An 18499-nucleotide genomic window follows, 5' to 3' on the forward strand; every position below is an offset into this window, starting at 1 on the left:
GATGCGCGAGCCTTCGCGCATCGTGGACTGCCTTATTTCACGGTGTTGATTTCGGTGCTTTTGAAAAACTGATAGCCACCCATATCGCTGGCATATTTCTGCGATGAGTTAAGCACCAGCTTGTTAGCGCGGAGGGTGCCGACGTCACAAGTGTTAAACCCTAACCAGCCGCAGCCGCGACCGCTGTTAACGACCTTTTTCGCGTTCATCGTTAACGTCCCATCCGCCTGAATCAGATAATAGTTGGAGATGTTGCCTTTGTTCAGCGTGTCAAGCAGCAGGTCTCCGGTACTATAGATTGTCCCTTCGTTCGTGATGTCGCCTTTCACAGTGAGTGCAATATTCTGGGCTGAGATTTTGCCGTAGTTATGCACGACGCCATGATCGGTCGTAATATCAGCCGCTTTCATATAACCATTCTGATTCAGCCAGTAGCTGTGAGCGGTAATGGCATTGGTGGCTTCCATGCGACCACTGGTGCTTTGCGCCAGCGTGCCGTTGGTCTGCAGGTTGATATTTTCGCCGGTGATATTACCGAGGTTATAGATTTCCCCGCTGTTTGCGCTGCCATCCTGCTTAAGGGACTGAACGGTGGTTTGGCCGGTAGAGTTAATGTTGCCGGTGTTTTTAAAGCTGTCGCCAACAAATGTCAGGCTGGTATTTTTGGCGCTGATTTTTCCTTCATTGAAGAAATCGCCCATCGCCGTGATGGAAATCTGGTTATTCGAGAGCAATGAGGATTTTTCCTCGTTGCTGATTTTCCCGCCGCTGGTCAGCGTTAAACCGTTGGTGCCGGTGATCGAACCGGATTTAAAGCTCGTGATGTTACTGTTGGCGGAGGCAATCAGCTGGCCGCCGGTGAGCGATCCAGTATTGACGATAGAGCTCCCACTGGAAAGCATTAAGTAATAAGCGCCGGCGATGCTGCCGTCATTGGTGATCCCCGTGGCGGTGGAAACCTGGCTCAGCAGACCGTTGCCTTTTATCGTCCCTTTGTTCAGCAGATTACCGTTGCTGGTGAGCTGCAGCGTGCTACTGGCGATAATTGAGCCATTGTTACGTACGCCAAAGCCGATGTTATTGCCGACCATGCTGATGCTATTGGCGGTGATGCCGCCAAGGCTGCTGACGTCGATGCTGTATTGCGGGTTGACCGTCATTTCGATAAGCGTCGCTTGTTTACCTGCAGAGGTTATCGCGCCAGAGCTGTTATCCATGGTGAAGCGACCTGCGCTGACCAGGGCATTATTGGCCTGCACTTTACCATTAATCTTAATTGCGTCGGCGAGCAGAACTGCATAGCTGTTGGCGGCGTTCATGCCGTTTTCGCCGATGGTGAGGGTGCCGCCCGTCACGGTATAGCTGCCGATAGCGCCATCGCTGGTCATGTTGACTTTACCGGTGGTCAGGATGGCCTTGTTGGTATTGACAAAGCTACAACCGGAGCAGGTGATGCCGTTCGGGTTGGCGATCACCACATCCGCTTTCTGGCCGTTAACTTCGATAAAGCCCTTCAGGCTACTGGCGTTTTTGGAGGTGACTTCGTTCAAAATCACCGAGGCGCTGCCGGCGGTCAGGTTGTTGTTGCGGGCAATATTGCCCAGCGTGCCGTGGCTGACATCCTCGCCGCTGTTATTAAGGACGGTGCCATTAGTACCGACGTTGAAATCGCGGTACAGGTTATGGGAGACGCCGGCGGCGTTCGGCTTTTCAATATCGATAACCGTGGCGCCGGACGAATGCGTATAGCTGGTCGGGTCGGCATAGACCACCGACGAGGTTAATACTGCCGCCAGCGCGACATAAGAAGCTTTAAACTTAAACATTTTATTTATTCCTTTAAATTAAGATTAATAAACAACGTAGCTGAAAGGGTCGATAATGACTGAATTAATACCTCCACTGTAATGAAAAGCCCATATTCAGGGCGTCGCTATGAAACTTATCCGGCTTACTGAGCGGGGTGCTAATAAACAGATCGTATTGCGTTGACCATAATTGTCCGCGCAGGCCGCTGACGGCGCCGGAGAGCACTTTGCCTTTTTGATACAGATCGGCGCCGATAAGGCGACCCACATCCGCGCCCAGATAGAATTGCCGCTCGTGGGTGGGCAGATCCCAGATAAAATCGTTGCGCCAGTACCATCCCTGATTGCCGGACAGGCTGTTTTCACCGTCAAAACCGCGCACGCTCCAGCGGCTGCCAATATTGAATTTATTATCGGAAGCGAGTTTATCCGGACTGAACTGCGCGCTCACTCGCGGAGCCCAGGTAAATTTGTCGCCGGTGGCGTCAAATTTCATCATCGCCTGCAGATTGCCATGGACGATACGCGACAGCGGGCTGTATAGCCCGGCTTTCTCTTCTGGCGTTGGCATCGAGCTGAGCCACGGCAGACTGCGCTGGATGCCGATGCTGGCATCGACAATCTTTTTATTAAAGTAGTGCTGGTGGTTGAGGGTGAACTCCCAGGCGGGCGTTTGCTTGCGCATTACCTGTAGTTCACTGCCGCCGAAGTAATAATGCGAGGTGCTCTTGGCAATCCGCAGATCGGCGGTGGTTTTTTGCTGCCGGGTGTGGGAGAGCAAACGGCTCAGCGTGGCGCTGTAGTAGCGATTCTTGCTCTTATAATCCATCGTCGACCAGTTGCCGTTAAACTGCTGGCGATACTGGCTGTATGCTCCGTAGGCGCTCAATGACCAGTAGCCGAAGGGAATAGAATAATACAGGCTGCCGTTGTGGTTACCGTCGTTATGCTGATTGAATTCAATATCGCCCCCGCCGGAAAGGTACAGGATATCGTTGAGAGTGGTCAGGTCGTAGAGATAGAGGGCGCCGCCGGCCTAGTAGCGGCCGCTGGCTTTGCTGCCGGCGTCGTCAAGCCAGGCGCCAAGCTGCCATTTTTTCTCCAGGCTGCGGGCAATCTGGATATCGCTTTCCCCCTCGTGCTGCCCCGGCAGCAGTTTCATGTGCGCGGTGGCGCCGGGCAGGCGCTGCAGATTGACCATGCCCTGCTCGAGGTCGCTTAAGCGCAGGATCGTGCCGGAAGAGGTTGGCAGTGAATTCCACAAGCGGGTGGTGTCTGAGCCGTCGGCATAGTCGATAGCGCCCACTTTGCCATAGTGCAGCGTCAGCCTGAGAATGCCTTGCTCCAGCGACTGGGAGGGCACATCAATCAGGGAGGTGATGTAGCCTTGCGCGATCAGCTCATTTTGCAAGGTATAGGCCAGCAGACGAATGCCTTCACCGCCCAGACAGCGCCCCTGCGCCTGCTGCGCCGTTTTCGCCAGTAATTGGCGGGTAAGCATCTGGTTATCGGAATCGATATCGACCCGGTTGATCAATTTGCAATGCGTTTCCTCAGGAAAAGGGATACCCTGCGGCGCCACGCGCTGTTGTGAAGACTGAAAATCCTGTTGCTGCGGCGTCAGCGCCTCCTGACGGGCTTTATCCTGCTCCGTCTGGTGAGCAGAGGTGGTCAATTGTGTGGCCCCGGCGGCTGAGGTGCCCGCCAGCGTGATACACAGCAGCCCGGTGAGCGTGCGAGATTGAATTAACATGAAGCAATATCCATTTGTTTCATTGGTTCGGTGACGCATCAGTTATCCTGCGGGTGGCAGAGAACACTGATGGTCTTTATTTCGGCGCAGGCGAGGTCAGGCAAGAATATTATATTCAATTAATAAAATAATCGTGCGACGAACCTGTTACGAGGCGTTATATGCTAGCGGTGGTAGTGAGGCAGATCCACGAATTCATTATTGAATTCTTTATGAATTGATCGATTTAATAAATAAGTTCAGGTTTTATCGGTGAGGTTTATTTAGTACGTAAATGGTAGTGGCGATAACCAGCCGCATAAATAATATTGACGAATAACATGGCGGGAAAGATAAGCTGCGCATACCGGGCGGTATGCGCAGAGAAAAACCATTAATGAAGTATTTTGGCGAGGAAATCTTTGGCGCGATCGGATTGCGGATTGGCAAAGAAGGCTTCTTTATCGGCATCTTCGACAATCTTCCCTTCATCCATAAAGATCACCCGGTTCGCCACCTTGCGGGCAAAGCCCATTTCATGGGTCACAACCATCATGGTCATCCCCTCGTTGGCCAGTTCGACCATGACGTCCAGCACCTCGTTGATCATCTCCGGATCAAGCGCTGAGGTGGGTTCATCAAACAGCATGGCGATCGGGTCCATACACAGGGCACGAGCAATGGCCACACGCTGCTGCTGGCCGCCGGAGAGCTGTGCCGGATATTTTTCCGCATGCGCCGCCAGGCCAACGCGCTCCAGCAATTTGAGGCCCTTCTTGCGCGCTGATGCTTTATCGCGGTTAAGCACTTTGACCTGAGCCAGCGTCAGGTTGTCGATAATCGACAGATGCGGGAACAGTTCAAAATGCTGAAATACCATCCCGACGTGCGAACGCAGTTTGGCCAGATTGGTCTTTTTATCGTTAACCACGGTGCCGTCGACGATAATCTGCCCCTGTTGCACGGGCTCAAGGCCGTTTACCGTTTTAATCAGCGTGGATTTACCCGAGCCTGACGGCCCGCAGACCACCACGACTTCGCCTTTTTTCACTTCCGTGGAGCAATCGGTCAGCACCTGAAAGTGACCATACCATTTTGAAACATTTTTCAGGGTAATCATTACACAGTCCTTTTCTTCAACCAGCTGACCAACAGCGAGGCGCTGAGACTAATCACAAAATAGACGCCGCCCGCGAACAGGATCATTTCGACCTGGGTTCCGTCACGCTCGCCAATCGTGGAGGCGGTACGGAAGAAGTCGGCGAGGCTCAATACATACACCAGCGAGGTATCCTGGAACAGGACGATCCCCTGGGTTAGCAGCAGTGGCACCATGGCGCGGAAGGCCTGTGGCAGGATCACCAGCCGCATTGACTGCCAGTGGGTCATCCCCAGCGCCAGCGCGGCGCCGGACTGGCCGCGGGAGATGCTCTGGATGCCGGCGCGGATAATCTCTGAGTAGTAGGCGGCTTCGAACATCGAAAAGGCCACCATCGCCGAGATCAGGCGAATATCCGTCTTCGGCGACAGGCCCAGCACGTTCTGCAGGAAGCCCGGGACAATCAGGTAGAACCACAGCAGGACCATCACCAGTGGGATAGAGCGGAACACGTTGACGTAGGTTTTAGCAAACCAGGCCAGCGGCAGAAAGCTGGACAGGCGCATCACCGCCAGCAGGGTGCCCCAGACGATGCCGAAAATAATGGCTATCACCGTAATTTTCAGGGTGATCACCAGCCCCGCCAGCAGATAGGGCATGGACGGAACGATCGAACTCCAGTCAAAATCGTACATTATTTGCCTCCCAGATTGCCAGGCAGGCGAACCTTACGCTCGACCACATACATAATCAGCATAATCACCGCGTTGATGAAGACGTAGGCCAGGGTGATGGCCGTAAAAGACTCCCAGGCATGAGCGGAGTAGTCCAGCAGTTTGCCCGCCTGCGCGGCCATATCGGCAAGACCGATGGTAGAGGCGATGGCCGAGTTCTTCACCAGGTTCATCATTTCCGAGGTCATCGGCGGCACGATAACGCGATAGGCGTTCGGCAGCAGCACGTAGCGGTAGGTTTGCGGCAGGGTCAGGCCCATCGCCAGACCGGCGTTCTTCTGCCCGCGCGGTAGCGACTGAATGGCGGCGCGAACCTGTTCGCAGACGCGCGCGGCGGTAAACAACCCCAGGCACAGCATGGAGGAGACAAAGAACTGAATGTTCGGATCCAGCTCGGATTTAAACCACATGCCGATATTTTCTGGCAGGAATTCCGGCACCACCAGGTACCAGGTAAAGAACTGCACGATCAGCGGCACGTTGCGAAACAGTTCGACATAGCAGGTGCCAATCCCTGAGAGCAGACGATTGGGGACCGTGCGTAAAATGCCAAACAGTGAGCCGACGAGAAAAGCGATGATCCAGGCCGAGATGGAGAGGGCGACGGTTATCTGAAAACCGCTCCACAGCCAGCCCAGGTAGGTAGTGTTGCCGAAGGGGGCCTGTTGCAGGAAAATCCCCCAGTTCCAGTCTATTGACATACATGACTCCTGGAAAAAAAAGGGTAGCCATTGCTACCCTCGAAGACGGTTGTCCAGCTTGTTTCGGTATTCGCGGCGGCTGGGGAACGACCAGCCACCGTATAGTCTGTCCGTGCTGTGACAATCATCGGGAGGGCAGGATATCCTGCCCCTGGTTGTTATAATTAGTTCAGTGCTTTGTCATTAGGTGATTTGAACAGCGCTTTCATGTCGTCAGACAGTTCGAAGTTCAGGTTAAGGTTTTTCGGCGGAATTGGATTTTTGAACCATTTATCAAACCATTTCGCCGCTTCGCCAGAGGTCTGGGCTTGGGCAACGGTTTCATCGACCAGCGCTTTGAACGACGGATCGTCTTTACGCAGCATGCAGCCATAGGCTTCTTTCGACTGCGCAGTGCCGACGATTTCCCAGTTATCCGGTTTCTTCGCCTTCGCGCGTTCGCCCGCCAGCAGGGCGTCATCCATCATAAAGGCCACGGCGCGTCCGCTTTCCAGGGTGCGGAAAGAGTCGCCATGATCTTTGGCGCTGATAATGCGCATATTCATTTTTTTCTCATCGTTCAGCTTATGCAGCAGGATCTCTGAGGTGGTTCCGGAGGTGACAACAACGGCTTTGTCTTTCAGGTCCGGGAAATCTTTGATCGGACCGTCTTTCTTCACCAGCAGACGGGTGCCGACCACGAAGATGGTATCGGAGAAGGCGGCCTGTTTCTGGCGCTCGAGGTTGTTAGTGGTTGAGCCGCACTCGAAATCAAAGGTGCCATTCTGCAGCAGCGGGATACGGTTCTGCGAGGTGACCGGGATCAGTTTGACCTGCAGGTCAGGTTTATTCAGCTTTTTCTTGATGGCATCAACGATGGCGTTGGAATAGTCCTGAGAGTAGCCCACAACCTGCTGCTGGTTATCGTAGTAAGAGAAAGGGACTGAAGATTCACGATGACCGACAACGATAACCCCATTTTTGGCGATCTTATCCAGGGTGCTCTGGCCTGCCGCCGGGGCGGCATCTTCTGCGTGTGCCACACCGGCGGTCACACCCATGACCAGCATTGCGGCGGCCAGTTTACGTAATTGCATATCCAACTCCTTATCCGTAGCGTCAGCGACGCTATTGATACCCATTGTGATTGTGTGTGTTGTTATTCGGGGCACGCGTCCACGTGCCGCATTTGTATGTGTTTGTTAGCATTTAGTTTGGCTTAATGTAAAGATTTTGCTGTTTTATTGTTTATTTTTGCGAAGTGCTCCGCACCAATGGGAGGCAAATATCTTCCATTGCACCAAAATAGCGCGACCGCCGAACGTTTATGGTGCAACCTGGTTGCACTGGGTCGGACGATGTCGCTACCAGGGAAAATAAAGCAATGACTGTGCCAGGATGGCAAACAGGGTGAGAAAAAACGCCGGCGACGGGCGTCGCCGGCGGAGAGACTTATCGGCGACGCTGACGCAGGCTCATCAGCAGCGCAGCGAAGCCAAACAACGCCGTCAGCGCCCATAGCGGCCAGTTGCCGGTGCGGGCATAGGGGGTTAAGCCGCTGGTGGGTGTCACGGTGGTCGTCAACACTTCGCGGGTAAACTGCGGGATCATCTTCTGGATCTCGCCGCGCGGGCCGATCACCGCAGTAATGCCATTATTGGTGCTGCGCAGGAGCGGTCGGGCCAGCTCCAGCGCACGCATCCGCGCCATCTGGAAGTGTTGCCACGGACCGATGGACTTACCGAACCAGGCGTCGTTGGAGATGGTCAGCAGGAAGTCGGTGTCCGGCCGGAAGTTATCGCGTACCTGTTCCCCGAGGATGATCTCGTAGCAGATGGCGGCGGTCAGCTTCAGGTTATGTGCCATCAGCTGCGGCTGCACGTAGGGGCCGCGGCTGAAGGAGGACATTGGCAGGTCAAAGAACGGCGCCAGCGGACGCAGAATCGATTCCAGCGGCACAAACTCACCGAACGGCACCAGATGGTTCTTGTTGTAACGGTTGGTCGAGTCGTAGCGGTACGGGTTATCTTTACCGAGGGTAATGATGGTGTTGTAGGTATCGTAGCGGTTCTGCTTATTGAGACGCGCATCGACAATGCCGGTGATCAGCGAGCTGTCTTTTGCGCGCAGCAGATCGTCCATCATGCTGAGGAACTGCTGCTGGTTGATCTCCAGATCCGGGATCGCCGACTCGGGCCAGATAATCAGCTGCGAGTGGCCGATATGAGGCTGGGTCAGCGCCAGGTACGTTTTCAGGGTGTTGACCAGCTGCTTCTCGTCCCACTTCATGGCCTGCGGAATGTCGCCTTGCACCAGCGAGACCTGGGTCGCGCGCTCCGGCAGCAGCTGATACCACTGGATATAGCGCAGCGGGAACGGCAGGGCGAACAGCAGCGCGGCAATAGCCAGCGGCTTCCAGTTGCGCTGGACGAGGGCCAGGGCCAGCAGGCCGCTAACCATCATCAGCAGGAAGTTGATCGCCTCGACGCCCATCACCGGCGCCAGGCCTTTCAGCGGGCCGTCAATCTGGCTGTAGCCGAACTGCAGCCACGGGAAACCCGTCAGCACCCAGCCGCGCAGGAACTCGGTGATTTGCCAGACGACGGGGGCGGCGATAGCCACCCGCAGCCAGCTGGTTTTGGGCCACAGCCGGGCGAGCAGGCCGGCAAACAGGCCGGTATAGAGCGAGAGATAAGCCGCCAGCAGAACGACGAGGAAGACGTTAACCGGACCTGGCATACCGCCGAATTGCGCGATGCTGACATAGACCCAGTTGATACCGGTGCCAAACAGCCCGAATCCCCAGAAATAGCCGATCCCGGCGCTTTGCAGCGGGCGTCGGTTGAGGGTCAACGCCTGCAGACCGGCCAGCGAAACGATAGCTGCCGGCCAGAAATCATAAGGTGAAAAAGCCAGCGTTCCGCTGGCTCCGAATAGCAGCGCCAGCAGCAGACGTACGCGCTGACGTTCAAGAAGAGAGGCAAATACCATTTAGGCTAATCGTCCCGTAAATTAACGCCTGTTGCCACAGGCTATGCTGTTTGCCAGCAGGGAGAGGGGACAGCCGGGGATCGCCCACGGTCTGTCTCCCGGCTGGCCGTGACCTTCAGCGCCGCGGCTTACTCTTCCAGCTTCGGCTGGGGAGCGTCATCGGGCAGCTTTACATGCACCTGAATGATACGACGGCTATCTGCCATTGCCACCTTGAATTGGTAACCATCAATGTCGATAGATTCGCCGCGGGCCGGCAGATGGCCGAAGGCCTGCATCACCAGCCCGCCAATGGTATCCACTTCTTCATCGCTGAAGTGCGTGTCGAAGGCGTCGTTGAAGTCTTCGATGGAGGCCAGAGCGCGCACCGTCCAGGTGTGGCGGCTCAGCTGGCGGAAATCAATATCTTCTTCTTCGTCGTATTCGTCTTCAATTTCCCCGACGATGAGCTCAAGGATATCCTCGATGGTCACCAGGCCGGAGACGCCGCCGAATTCGTCAATAACGATCGCCATATGGTAGCGCTGTGAGCGAAACTCTTTCAGCATGCGGTCGACCCGCTTGCTTTCCGGGACGACAACCGCCGGCCGTAACACTTTTTCCATGCTGAAGGCTTCGGCATCGCTGCGCATAAACGGCAGCAGATCCTTAGCCATCAGAATCCCTTCGATGTGATCTTTGTCTTCACTGATGACCGGGAAGCGCGAGTGAGCGGATTCGATGATGACATCAAGGCACTCGTCCAGCGTCTGGTTGCGTTTCAGGGTTATCATTTGTGAACGGGGGATCATAATGTCGCGGACTCGCTGGTCGGCGATATCCATTACCCCTTCGAGCATGTCACGCGTATCTTCATCGATAAGATCGTTCTGCCCGGAATCACGGATCAGCGCCAGCAGTTCATCACGGTTTTTCGGTTCTCCGTGAAAAAGCTGGCTGAGTAACAGGGAGAAAAATCCCTTTTTGCTGTTTACTGTGTCACTACTGTGTGAATTGTCGTCGCTCATGGCGTCGTTTGGGTTCTCATGTTGATTTAACTGTCGCTCGTCGCGCGTAAACTCAGCGCCGGACGGCATGGGTTGCCTGACGATCAGGCTGGTAAAATGCAGGAACAGCGGCCGGATGCGGCGCAAGCGCCGCCATCCGGCAGGAGGCTATTCAGCAATCTTCTCGGAAATGTACGGGTCCTCATAGCCCAGAGCAAGCATTATCTCTGTTTCGAGGCCTTCCATCTCTTCCGCTTCGTCGTCTTCGATATGATCGTAGCCCAGCAGATGCAGGCTACCGTGCACCACCATATGGGCCCAGTGTGCTTCCAGCGGCTTCCCTTGCTCGCTGGCTTCCTGCTCCACCACCTGACGGCAGATGATCAGATCGCCGAGCAGCGGCATTTCAATCCCCGGCGGCGCTTCAAACGGGAAGGAGAGAACGTTGGTCGGTTTATCCTTGCCGCGGTAGGTCAGGTTCAGCTCGTGGCTTTCTGCAACATCGACCAGACGAATCGTTAACTCTGACTCCTCCTGAAATGGCGGAATGACGGCATCGACCCAGCGCTGAAAAAGGGCTTCGTCCGGCAGGCCGCTGGTCTCTTCGCAGGCCAGCTGTAAATCGAGGATCACCTGACTCATTTTTGCTCCTGTTCCTGGGCTTCGCGTTTGCGCTCGGCGGCCAGTTCTGCTTTACGTTTCTGGTCTGCGGCTTCCCACGCCTCATAGGCGTTAACGATGCGGGCAACCACCGGATGGCGCACCACGTCTTCGCTATGGAAGAAGTTGAAGCTGATCTCATCGACTTCGGCCAGCACTTCGATGGCGTGGCGCAGACCGGATTTGGTGCTGCGCGGCAGGTCAATCTGCGTGATGTCGCCGGTGATCACCGCCTTGGAGTTAAAGCCGATGCGGGTCAGGAACATCTTCATCTGTTCGATGGTGGTGTTCTGGCTTTCATCAAGAATGATAAAGGCGTCATTCAGCGTTCGTCCGCGCATATAGGCCAACGGAGCCACTTCGATGACGTTACGCTCAATCAGCTTTTCCACTTTCTCAAAGCCGAGCATCTCAAACAGCGCGTCATACAGCGGGCGCAGATATGGGTCGACCTTCTGGCTCAGATCGCCGGGCAGGAAGCCGAGCTTTTCGCCAGCCTCGACGGCCGGACGGGTCAGCAGAATACGGCGGATCTCCTGGCGCTCCAGCGCATCGACTGCCGCCGCCACCGCCAGATAGGTTTTACCTGTACCCGCCGGGCCGACACCAAAGGTAATGTCGTGATCGAGAATATTGGCGATGTATTGTGCCTGGTTCGGCGTACGCGGTTTGATCACCCCGCGCTTGGTCTTGATATTGACGGCTTTCCCGTACTCCGGCACGCTCTCGGCGCTCTGCTCCAGTACGCGTGCTTCTTTGATCGCCAGGTGGATCTGCTCCGGCTCAATATCCTGAATCTGACCGCGCATCGGCGCCGTATCGACATACAGGCTGCGCAGAATATCGGCGGCGGCGTGTACGCAAATGGCGCGTCCGGTCAGTTTAAAGTGATTGTCACGGCGGTTGATCTCAATGCCTAACCGACGCTCCAGCTGTTTGATGTTGTCGTCAAACGGGCCGCACAAGGCTAACAGGCGTGCGTTATCCGCTGGCTCCAGGGTAATTTCACGAGTGTCTATGTTCAAACTGTTCCTCTTTACGCAGGTGGCCGGACGCGGCGCGTGGCCGGCTAATCAGGAAATTATTTACGTCACAGGAAAATGGCGCAAGCATCGCTGTAGATATAGGGACGGAGAGAGGAATTACAAGGCCTGCCGGAACCGACAGGCCTGAAGGGATCACGGATGATAGATACCCACGCCAAGATCGTTCTCTTTACGGGTGCGGGCAATCACTGATTCAGGTGATTCAGCGATGCGCAGACCCATCTCCGCTTCGGTACGCACGATTTTGCCGCGCAGCGAGTTGGTGTAAACATCGACGATTTCAACATCGACGAATTTACCGACCATATCCGGCGTACCTTCGAAGTTGACCACGCGGTTGTTCTCGGTGCGCCCGGAAAGCTCCATCAGGCTCTTACGCGACGTGCCTTCCACCAGAATGCGCTGTACCGTGCCGAGCATGCGACGGCTCCAGGCCATTGCCTGCTGGTTGATCCGCTCCTGGAGAATATACAGACGCTGCTTTTTATCCTCCTCCGGCACGTCATCGACCATATCGGCCGCCGGGGTGCCCGGACGAGCGGAGAAGATAAAGCTGTAGCTCATATCGAAATTGACGTCGGCGATAAGCTTCATCGTCTTTTCGAAATCGTCTGTGGTTTCGCCAGGGAAGCCGACAATAAAGTCGGAGCTTATCTGAATATCCGGGCGCGCCTCACGCAGCTTGCGAATAATCGCTTTGTACTCCAGCGCGGTATGGGTGCGTCCCATCAGATTCAGAACCCGGTCAGAACCGCTCTGCACCGGCAGGTGCAGGAAGCTCACCAGTTCCGGCGTATCGCGATAGACCTCGATGATATCGTCGGTAAATTCGATCGGGTGGCTGGTGGTGAAGCGAATACGGTCGATGCCGTCGATGGCGGCGACCAGACGCAGCAGATCGGCAAAGCTGCCGGTGGTGCCGTCGTAATTCTCACCGCGCCAGGCGTTAACGTTCTGGCCCAGCAGATTGACCTCACGCACGCCCTGCGCCGCCAGCTGGGCGATTTCAAACAGGATATCGTCGCACGGACGGCTGACCTCTTCTCCGCGGGTGTACGGCACCACGCAGTAGGTGCAGTATTTGTTGCAGCCTTCCATAATCGAAACAAAGGCGGTCGGGCCGTCGGCGCGCGGCTCTGGCAGGCGATCGAACTTTTCAATTTCCGGGAAGCTGATATCCACCACCGGGCTGCGGTTGCCGCGCACGGCGTTAATCATCTCCGGCAGGCGGTGCAGGGTTTGCGGCCCGAAAATAATATCGACATAGTGCGCGCGCTGGCGAATATGGTCGCCTTCCTGGGAGGCCACGCAGCCGCCAACGCCAATAATCAGGTCCGGATTCTTCTCTTTCAGCAGCTTCCAGCGTCCGAGCTGATGGAAAACTTTTTCCTGGGCCTTCTCACGAATTGAGCAGGTATTGAGCAACAGCACATCTGCTTCTTCCGCCACTTCGGTCAGTTGATACCCATGTGTCGCATCCAGCAGATCGGCCATCTTTGATGAATCATACTCGTTCATCTGACAGCCCCAGGTTTTAATATGGAGTTTTTTTGTCATTGACTTGCTCATGCTCAGTAATAGATATCCAAAACGCGGGGATATATACAGGGTGAATTTCGCATTCCAGGGCGCGTATTGTAATGCTTTGGTCGCCCCCTGACCAGTGCGAGCGTTATCACCGCAAGGGGACAAAAAATCCGGTAAACTTAACGGATTCTGCTTTAAGGATAATAGCCATGACAATTCACGCAACAGATGTCGCCATCGTGGGCGGCGGCATGGTCGGCGGCGCCCTGGCGTTAGGGCTGGCGCAACAGGGATTTACCGTGACGGTGCTTGAGAAAGCGGCGCCACCGGTTTTCGATCCGGCATCCGCCCCGGATGTGCGGATCTCGGCTATCAGCGCGGCTTCGGTCGGCCTGCTGAAGAGCCTCGGCGTCTGGGATACCGTAAGGGCGATGCGCGTCCACGCTTATCGTCGTCTGGAGACCTGGGAGTGGGAGAGCGCGCACGTCGCCTTTGACGCCGCAGAGCTCAAACTGCCGGAACTGGGCTATATGGTCGAGAACAAGGTCCTGCAATGGGGCCTCTGGCAAGCGCTGGCGGCGCATGAAGGGGTCACCCTGCGCGTTGGTAGCGAACTGGAGGCGATGCAGCGCGGCGAGGCGCATACCGCGCTGCATTTACGCGAGGGGGAGGCGATCCACGCCCGGCTGGTTATCGGCGCCGACGGCGCCAATTCCCAGGTGCGGGAGATGGCCGGCATCGGCGTACACGCCTGGCAATATCAGCAATCCTGTATGCTGATCAGCGTCGAATGCGCCGACGATCCCGGTGACAGCACCTGGCAGCAGTTTACCCCCAGCGGACCGCGCGCCTTCCTGCCGCTGTTCGACAACTGGGCCTCGCTGGTCTGGTACGACACGCCGGCGCGGATCCGTCAGCTGCAGGGCATGACCATGGTGCAGCTCCAGCAGGAGATCGCCAGTCACTTTCCGGCACGGCTGGGTCGTGTGACGCCGCAGGCGGCGGGTGCTTTTCCGCTCACCCGGCGTCATGCGCTGCAGTATGTCCAGCCCGGCCTGGCGCTGGTGGGCGATGCGGCACATACCATTCATCCGCTGGCGGGGCAGGGGGTTAACCTTGGCTACCGCGATGTGGATGCCCTGCTGGAGATCCTGGCGGAAGCGCGCGGTCGAGGCGAAGACTGGGCCAGCCTGCCGGTGCTGAAGCGCTACCAGGCGCGGCGGCGAGCGGATAATTTTATCATGCAGTCGGGGATGGATCTGTTTTATGCCGGATTCAGTAATGACCTGGCGCCGGTGCGGATGCTGCGCAATATTGGCCTGATGGCGGCTGAACGCGCCGGGGTATTGAAGCGCCAGGCGCTGAAGTATGCGCTAGGCTTGTAAAACTGACTTCCCGGGCAGGGGCGGAGTGGAAAGCGCCTGCCCGGCAGTCAGTACCGAGTATGGTCGTCAGGACGCCAATAGCAAAAAAGCCCACCGAAGTGAGCTTTTTTGCATTTAAGTGGCTGGGGTACGAGGATTCGAACCTCGGAATGCCGGAATCAGAATCCGGTGCCTTACCGCTTGGCGATACCCCAATTGTCTGTTGCGCTTTACCGTAACTACCCCGGTTGAGGGCTACAGTGCGTTCATTGCTGAGCGACTTTTTAATTTGGCTGGGGTACGAGGATTCGAACCTCGGAATGCCGGAATCAGAATCCGGTGCCTTACCGCTTGGCGATACCCCAACAAACTGTTTACGGATTTATCGATGTGTATCGATACGTCCTGAATATGGTGGCTACGACGGGATTCGAACCTGTGACCCCATCATTATGAGTGATGTGCTCTAACCAGCTGAGCTACGTAGCCAAATTGTCTTACTGTTTCTTCGATGGCTGGGGTACCTGGATTCGAACCAGGGAATGCCGGTATCAAAAACCGGTGCCTTACCGCTTGGCGATACCCCAATACCGTCGCGGTGAACCGCAAATATCGAAGAAATATGGCTGGGGTACCTGGATTCGAACCAGGGAATGCCGGTATCAAAAACCGGTGCCTTACCGCTTGGCGATACCCCATCCGTACAACGCTGACTGGTGAATGGTGCGGGAGGCGAGACTTGAACTCGCACACCTTGCGGCGCCAGAACCTAAATCTGGTGCGTCTACCAATTTCGCCACTCCCGCAAAAAAGATGGTGGCTACGACGGGATTCGAACCTGTGACCCCATCATTATGAGTGATGTGCTCTAACCAGCTGAGCTACGTAGCCATCTTTTTTCGCGTAACCTTATCGGCGTTGCGGGGCGCATTATGCGTATTGGGCCTGCGAGCGTCAACCTCTTTTTCAAGGAAAATCGTTGTAATGTGACTGTTTGGTTAGGTTGCGAACAGCTCGCTGCAATATTCGGCAATTATTGGTTATTTATCGTTTTTCAGCGGTATAAATCCTGCAAAAAGAAAACGGACCCCGGAGGGTCCGTTTGGCGTTTCAGCACCCGTCAGGGCTTATTTGTAGGCCGACTGGTGGACGCCCACCGCGCGGCCTGATGGATCGTTCATGGTCTTGAACGCTTCATCCCACTCAATGGCTTTCGCTGAAGAGCAGGCCACCGACGGACCGCCTGGGACACACTCTGCCGCGCTCGGCAGCGGGAACAGCTCTTCGAAGATCTCGCGGTACAGATAGCCTTCTTTGGAGGTCGGCGTGTTGTACGGGAAGCGGAAGCTCGCCGTTTCCAGCTGCTGATCGCTGACCTGTTTCGCGGCCACTTCTTTCAGCGTATCGATCCAGCTGTAGCCGACGCCGTCAGAGAACTGTTCTTTCTGCCGCCAGGCAACGCTAGCCGGCAGGTAAGATTCGAAGCATTCACGCAGCACGTGTTTTTCCATTTTGCCGTTGCCGCACATCTTATCCTGCGGGTTAATGCGCATCGCCACGTCGAGGAACTTCTTATCGAGGAACGGCACGCGGGCTTCCACGCCCCAGGCGGACATCGCTTTGTTGGCGCGGGCGCAGTCAAACATATGCAGCGCCTGCAGCTTACGCACCGTCTCTTCGTGCAGTTCTTTGGCGTTCGGCGCCTTATGGAAATAGAGGTAGCCGCCGAACACTTCGTCCGAGCCTTCGCCGGAAAGCACCATTTTGATGCCCATGGCTTTAATTTTACGCGACATCAGGTACATCGGCGTCGAGGCGCGAATAGTGGTCACATCGTAGGTTTCGATGTGATAGATAACGTCGCGGATCGCATCCAGCCCTTCCTGGACGGTAAAGTGAATTTCGTGGTGCACGGTGCCGAGATGGTTGGCCACTTCCTGCGCTGCTTTCAGATCAGGAGAGCCTTCCAGACCGACCGCGAAGGAGTGCAGCTGCGGCCACCAGGCTTCGCTACGTTCCTGATCTTCGACGCGACGGGCGGCGAATTTCTTGGTGATAGCCGAGATGACCGATGAATCAAGACCGCCGGAGAGCAGCACGCCGTAAGGCACATCGGACATCAGGTGGCTTTTCACCGATTCTTCCAGCGCCTGACGCAGCTCGTTCTTATCGGTAACGTTGTCTTTCACCGCGTCGTAATCGAACCAGTCGCGCTGATAGTACTGGCGAATTTCGCCGTCTTTGCTCCACAGGTAGCTACCCGCCGGGAACTCTTTAATAGTGCGGCATACCGGCACCAGCGCTTTCATTTCGGAGGCGACATAGAAGTTGCCGTGTTCGTCATGGCCCATATACAGCGGAATAATACCGATATGGTCGCGACCAATTAAGTACGCGTCTTTCTCGCTGTCGTACAGGGCGAAGGCGAACATCCCCTGCAGGTCGTCGAGGAACTCAGGGCCTTTTTCCTGATACAGCGCGAGGATCACTTCGCAGTCAGAGCCAGTCTGGAACTGATAGCGGTCACCATACTCCGCGCGTAGCGCCTGATGGTTGTAGATCTCGCCGTTAACGGCCAGCGCATGGGTTTTTTCGGCGTTGTACAGCGGCTGGGCGCCGGCGTTGACGTCGACAATAGACAGGCGCTCGTGCGCCAGAATCGCTTTGTCGCTGGCATACACGCCAGACCAGTCCGGACCGCGATGGCGCATCAGGCGGGAAAGCTCCAGCGCCTTTTTACGCAGCTCGCCTGCGTCAGTTTTAATATCCAGTACGCCAAAAATAGAACACATAGCCTTCTCCATTACCCTGTCGTGTTTGATGTTGTGCTGGCTTCGTCTCGTGGCGAAGCCTGAGTGCGTGCTTAAGAAAATGCCGTAAAGGGGGCGCTGGCGCAAGGGTTTTGCGGCCTGAAAAAGAAAAAACGCAACTGTGATTGTTGAACAGTAAAAAAAGAGTATCTTTTGAGCGACTTTATTGAAGAATACGCATTTATAGGCCGTTTTTATTAGATGGATGACTTTTGGCAGGCGCTATAAATGAAAAACCACGTCCTGCGACGTGGTTGGCATCAGAAAATATCGATTTCCGCGACGGAAGGGTAAATCCACGACGGGCGAAACGGCATGCTGTCGATGTCATCGAGGGTGGAGACGCCGGAGAGCACCAGAATAGTCTCCAGCCCCGCCTGGAAGCCGGCCAGAATGTCAGTGCGCAGGTTATCGCCGACGATCACTGTCTGCTCGGAGTGAGCCTGCATTTTGTTCAGCGCTGAACGGATGATCCACGGGCTGGGTTTACCGACGTAAAACGGCTTACGGCCGGAGATCTTCTCGATCCCGGCGCACAGCGCGCCACAGGCCGGGTAGAAGCCGCGACCGTGAGTATCCGGGTTGGTGGCAATGAAGCGGGCGCCGTTGGCAACGAAGAAGGCGGCCTTATGCATCATCTCCCAGTTGAATGAACGGGTTTCCCCGACGATGACAAAATCCGGGTTCACATCGGTGATGGTAAAGCCGGCTTTGTACAGTTCGTGGATCAGCGCCCCTTCACCCACCACATAGGCTTTCTTGCCTTCCTGGCGGCGCAGGAAATCGGCGGTGGCCATCGCCGAGGTGTAAAACGCGGTATCCGGCACGTCGATGCCGGCGGTGGCGAAACGGTTGGCCAAATCCTGGCCGGTTTGCGACGGGTAGTTGGTCAGCATTACCAGCGGCATGCCTTTATCGAGGATGCGTTTGATAAACTCGGCAGCGCCGGGAACGGCGACGTTATCGTGCATCAGCACGCCGTCAATATCACAAATTATGTTTTGAATGGTCATGGTGGGTCCAGAATCATTAACAAAGACGAAACTATACTCGTCATCGATG

At 55.7% G+C, this 18499-nt stretch carries 13 protein-coding genes, 7 tRNA genes and 1 pseudogene; 1 reads left to right on the top strand and 20 read right to left on the bottom strand.

Annotated elements, in window-relative coordinates:
- Positions 1–32: 32 nt before the first annotated feature.
- From CWM58_RS17700 to miaB, 11 genes and pseudogenes are all read right to left on the bottom strand, one after another.
- Complete coding sequence (locus tag CWM58_RS17700; RefSeq protein WP_100681462.1) at positions 33–1826, bottom strand: filamentous hemagglutinin N-terminal domain-containing protein; 1794 nt, start codon at positions 1824–1826, stop codon at positions 33–35.
- A 64-nt stretch (positions 1827–1890) separates the two neighbouring features.
- Positions 1891–3561: pseudogene (locus CWM58_RS17705) on the bottom strand (ShlB/FhaC/HecB family hemolysin secretion/activation protein).
- Between the two features lie 373 nt (positions 3562–3934).
- On the bottom strand, positions 3935–4660 hold the full coding sequence (locus CWM58_RS17710) for an amino acid ABC transporter ATP-binding protein (RefSeq protein ID WP_008805645.1): 726 nt from the start codon (positions 4658–4660) through the stop codon (positions 3935–3937).
- Positions 4660–5334: a glutamate/aspartate ABC transporter permease GltK gene (gltK, locus tag CWM58_RS17715; protein ID WP_074386537.1), complete on the bottom strand. Its 675-nt coding sequence runs from the start codon at positions 5332–5334 to the stop codon at positions 4660–4662. Before gltK ends, CWM58_RS17710 begins: the two co-directional genes overlap by 1 nt.
- Positions 5334–6074, bottom strand: coding sequence for an amino acid ABC transporter permease (locus CWM58_RS17720; RefSeq protein ID WP_061155342.1), 741 nt, complete (start codon positions 6072–6074; stop codon positions 5334–5336). Before CWM58_RS17720 ends, gltK begins: the two co-directional genes overlap by 1 nt.
- A 164-nt stretch (positions 6075–6238) precedes the next feature.
- Positions 6239–7150 carry an amino acid ABC transporter substrate-binding protein gene (locus CWM58_RS17725; RefSeq protein WP_061155341.1) on the bottom strand — a complete coding sequence of 304 codons (912 nt, stop codon included), beginning with the start codon at positions 7148–7150 and terminating at the stop codon, positions 6239–6241.
- A gap of 355 nt (positions 7151–7505) precedes the next feature.
- Positions 7506–9044 carry an apolipoprotein N-acyltransferase gene (lnt, locus tag CWM58_RS17730; protein WP_061155340.1) on the bottom strand — a complete coding sequence of 513 codons (1539 nt, stop codon included), beginning with the start codon at positions 9042–9044 and terminating at the stop codon, positions 7506–7508.
- Positions 9045–9172: 128 nt separating this feature from the next.
- Entirely contained in the window at positions 9173–10051 is an 879-nt protein-coding gene (corC, locus tag CWM58_RS17735; RefSeq protein ID WP_004197606.1) for a CNNM family magnesium/cobalt transport protein CorC, read from the bottom strand.
- Between the two features lie 147 nt (positions 10052–10198).
- Positions 10199–10672 carry an rRNA maturation RNase YbeY gene (gene ybeY, locus CWM58_RS17740; RefSeq protein ID WP_002894722.1) on the bottom strand — a complete coding sequence of 158 codons (474 nt, stop codon included), beginning with the start codon at positions 10670–10672 and terminating at the stop codon, positions 10199–10201.
- Positions 10669–11715, bottom strand: coding sequence for a PhoH family protein (locus tag CWM58_RS17745; RefSeq protein WP_008805649.1), 1047 nt, complete (start codon positions 11713–11715; stop codon positions 10669–10671). The genes ybeY and CWM58_RS17745 overlap by 4 nt, the downstream gene beginning before the upstream one ends.
- A gap of 153 nt (positions 11716–11868) precedes the next feature.
- Positions 11869–13293 (bottom strand): tRNA (N6-isopentenyl adenosine(37)-C2)-methylthiotransferase MiaB, encoded by a 1425-nt coding sequence (gene miaB / locus CWM58_RS17750; RefSeq protein ID WP_100681463.1) that lies wholly within the window; start codon positions 13291–13293, stop codon positions 11869–11871.
- Between the two features lie 179 nt (positions 13294–13472).
- Between miaB and ubiF the strand changes: the two genes are divergently transcribed.
- A complete protein-coding gene (gene ubiF / locus CWM58_RS17755; protein ID WP_100681464.1) occupies positions 13473–14648 on the top strand; it encodes a 3-demethoxyubiquinol 3-hydroxylase in 1176 nt (391 codons plus the stop codon).
- A 119-nt stretch (positions 14649–14767) separates the two neighbouring features.
- Here ubiF and CWM58_RS17760 read toward each other — a convergent pair.
- The 9 genes from CWM58_RS17760 to CWM58_RS17805 all read right to left on the bottom strand — a co-directional run bounded on the left by CWM58_RS17760 (position 14768) and on the right by CWM58_RS17805 (position 18450).
- Positions 14768–14842 (bottom strand) — tRNA-Gln (locus CWM58_RS17760).
- Between the two features lie 75 nt (positions 14843–14917).
- Positions 14918–14992, bottom strand: a tRNA-Gln gene (locus tag CWM58_RS17765).
- A 47-nt stretch (positions 14993–15039) separates the two neighbouring features.
- A tRNA-Met gene (locus CWM58_RS17770) sits at positions 15040–15116 on the bottom strand.
- 23 nt (positions 15117–15139) lie between these two features.
- Positions 15140–15214, bottom strand: a tRNA-Gln gene (locus CWM58_RS17775).
- A 36-nt stretch (positions 15215–15250) separates the two neighbouring features.
- Positions 15251–15325, bottom strand: a tRNA-Gln gene (locus CWM58_RS17780).
- Between the two features lie 23 nt (positions 15326–15348).
- Positions 15349–15433, bottom strand: a tRNA-Leu gene (locus CWM58_RS17785).
- Between the two features lie 8 nt (positions 15434–15441).
- Positions 15442–15518: transfer RNA gene (locus CWM58_RS17790), tRNA-Met, on the bottom strand.
- Between the two features lie 236 nt (positions 15519–15754).
- Positions 15755–17419: an asparagine synthase B gene (gene asnB, locus CWM58_RS17800; RefSeq protein WP_061155338.1), complete on the bottom strand. Its 1665-nt coding sequence runs from the start codon at positions 17417–17419 to the stop codon at positions 15755–15757.
- 278 nt (positions 17420–17697) lie between these two features.
- A complete protein-coding gene (locus CWM58_RS17805) occupies positions 17698–18450 on the bottom strand; it encodes an HAD-IIA family hydrolase (RefSeq protein WP_022065694.1) in 753 nt (250 codons plus the stop codon).
- Between the last annotated feature and the right edge of the window lie 49 nt (positions 18451–18499).

Source organism: Klebsiella sp. H-Nf2, from assembly GCF_002806645.1.
Taxonomy (GTDB): Bacteria; Pseudomonadota; Gammaproteobacteria; order Enterobacterales; family Enterobacteriaceae; genus Klebsiella; species Klebsiella variicola.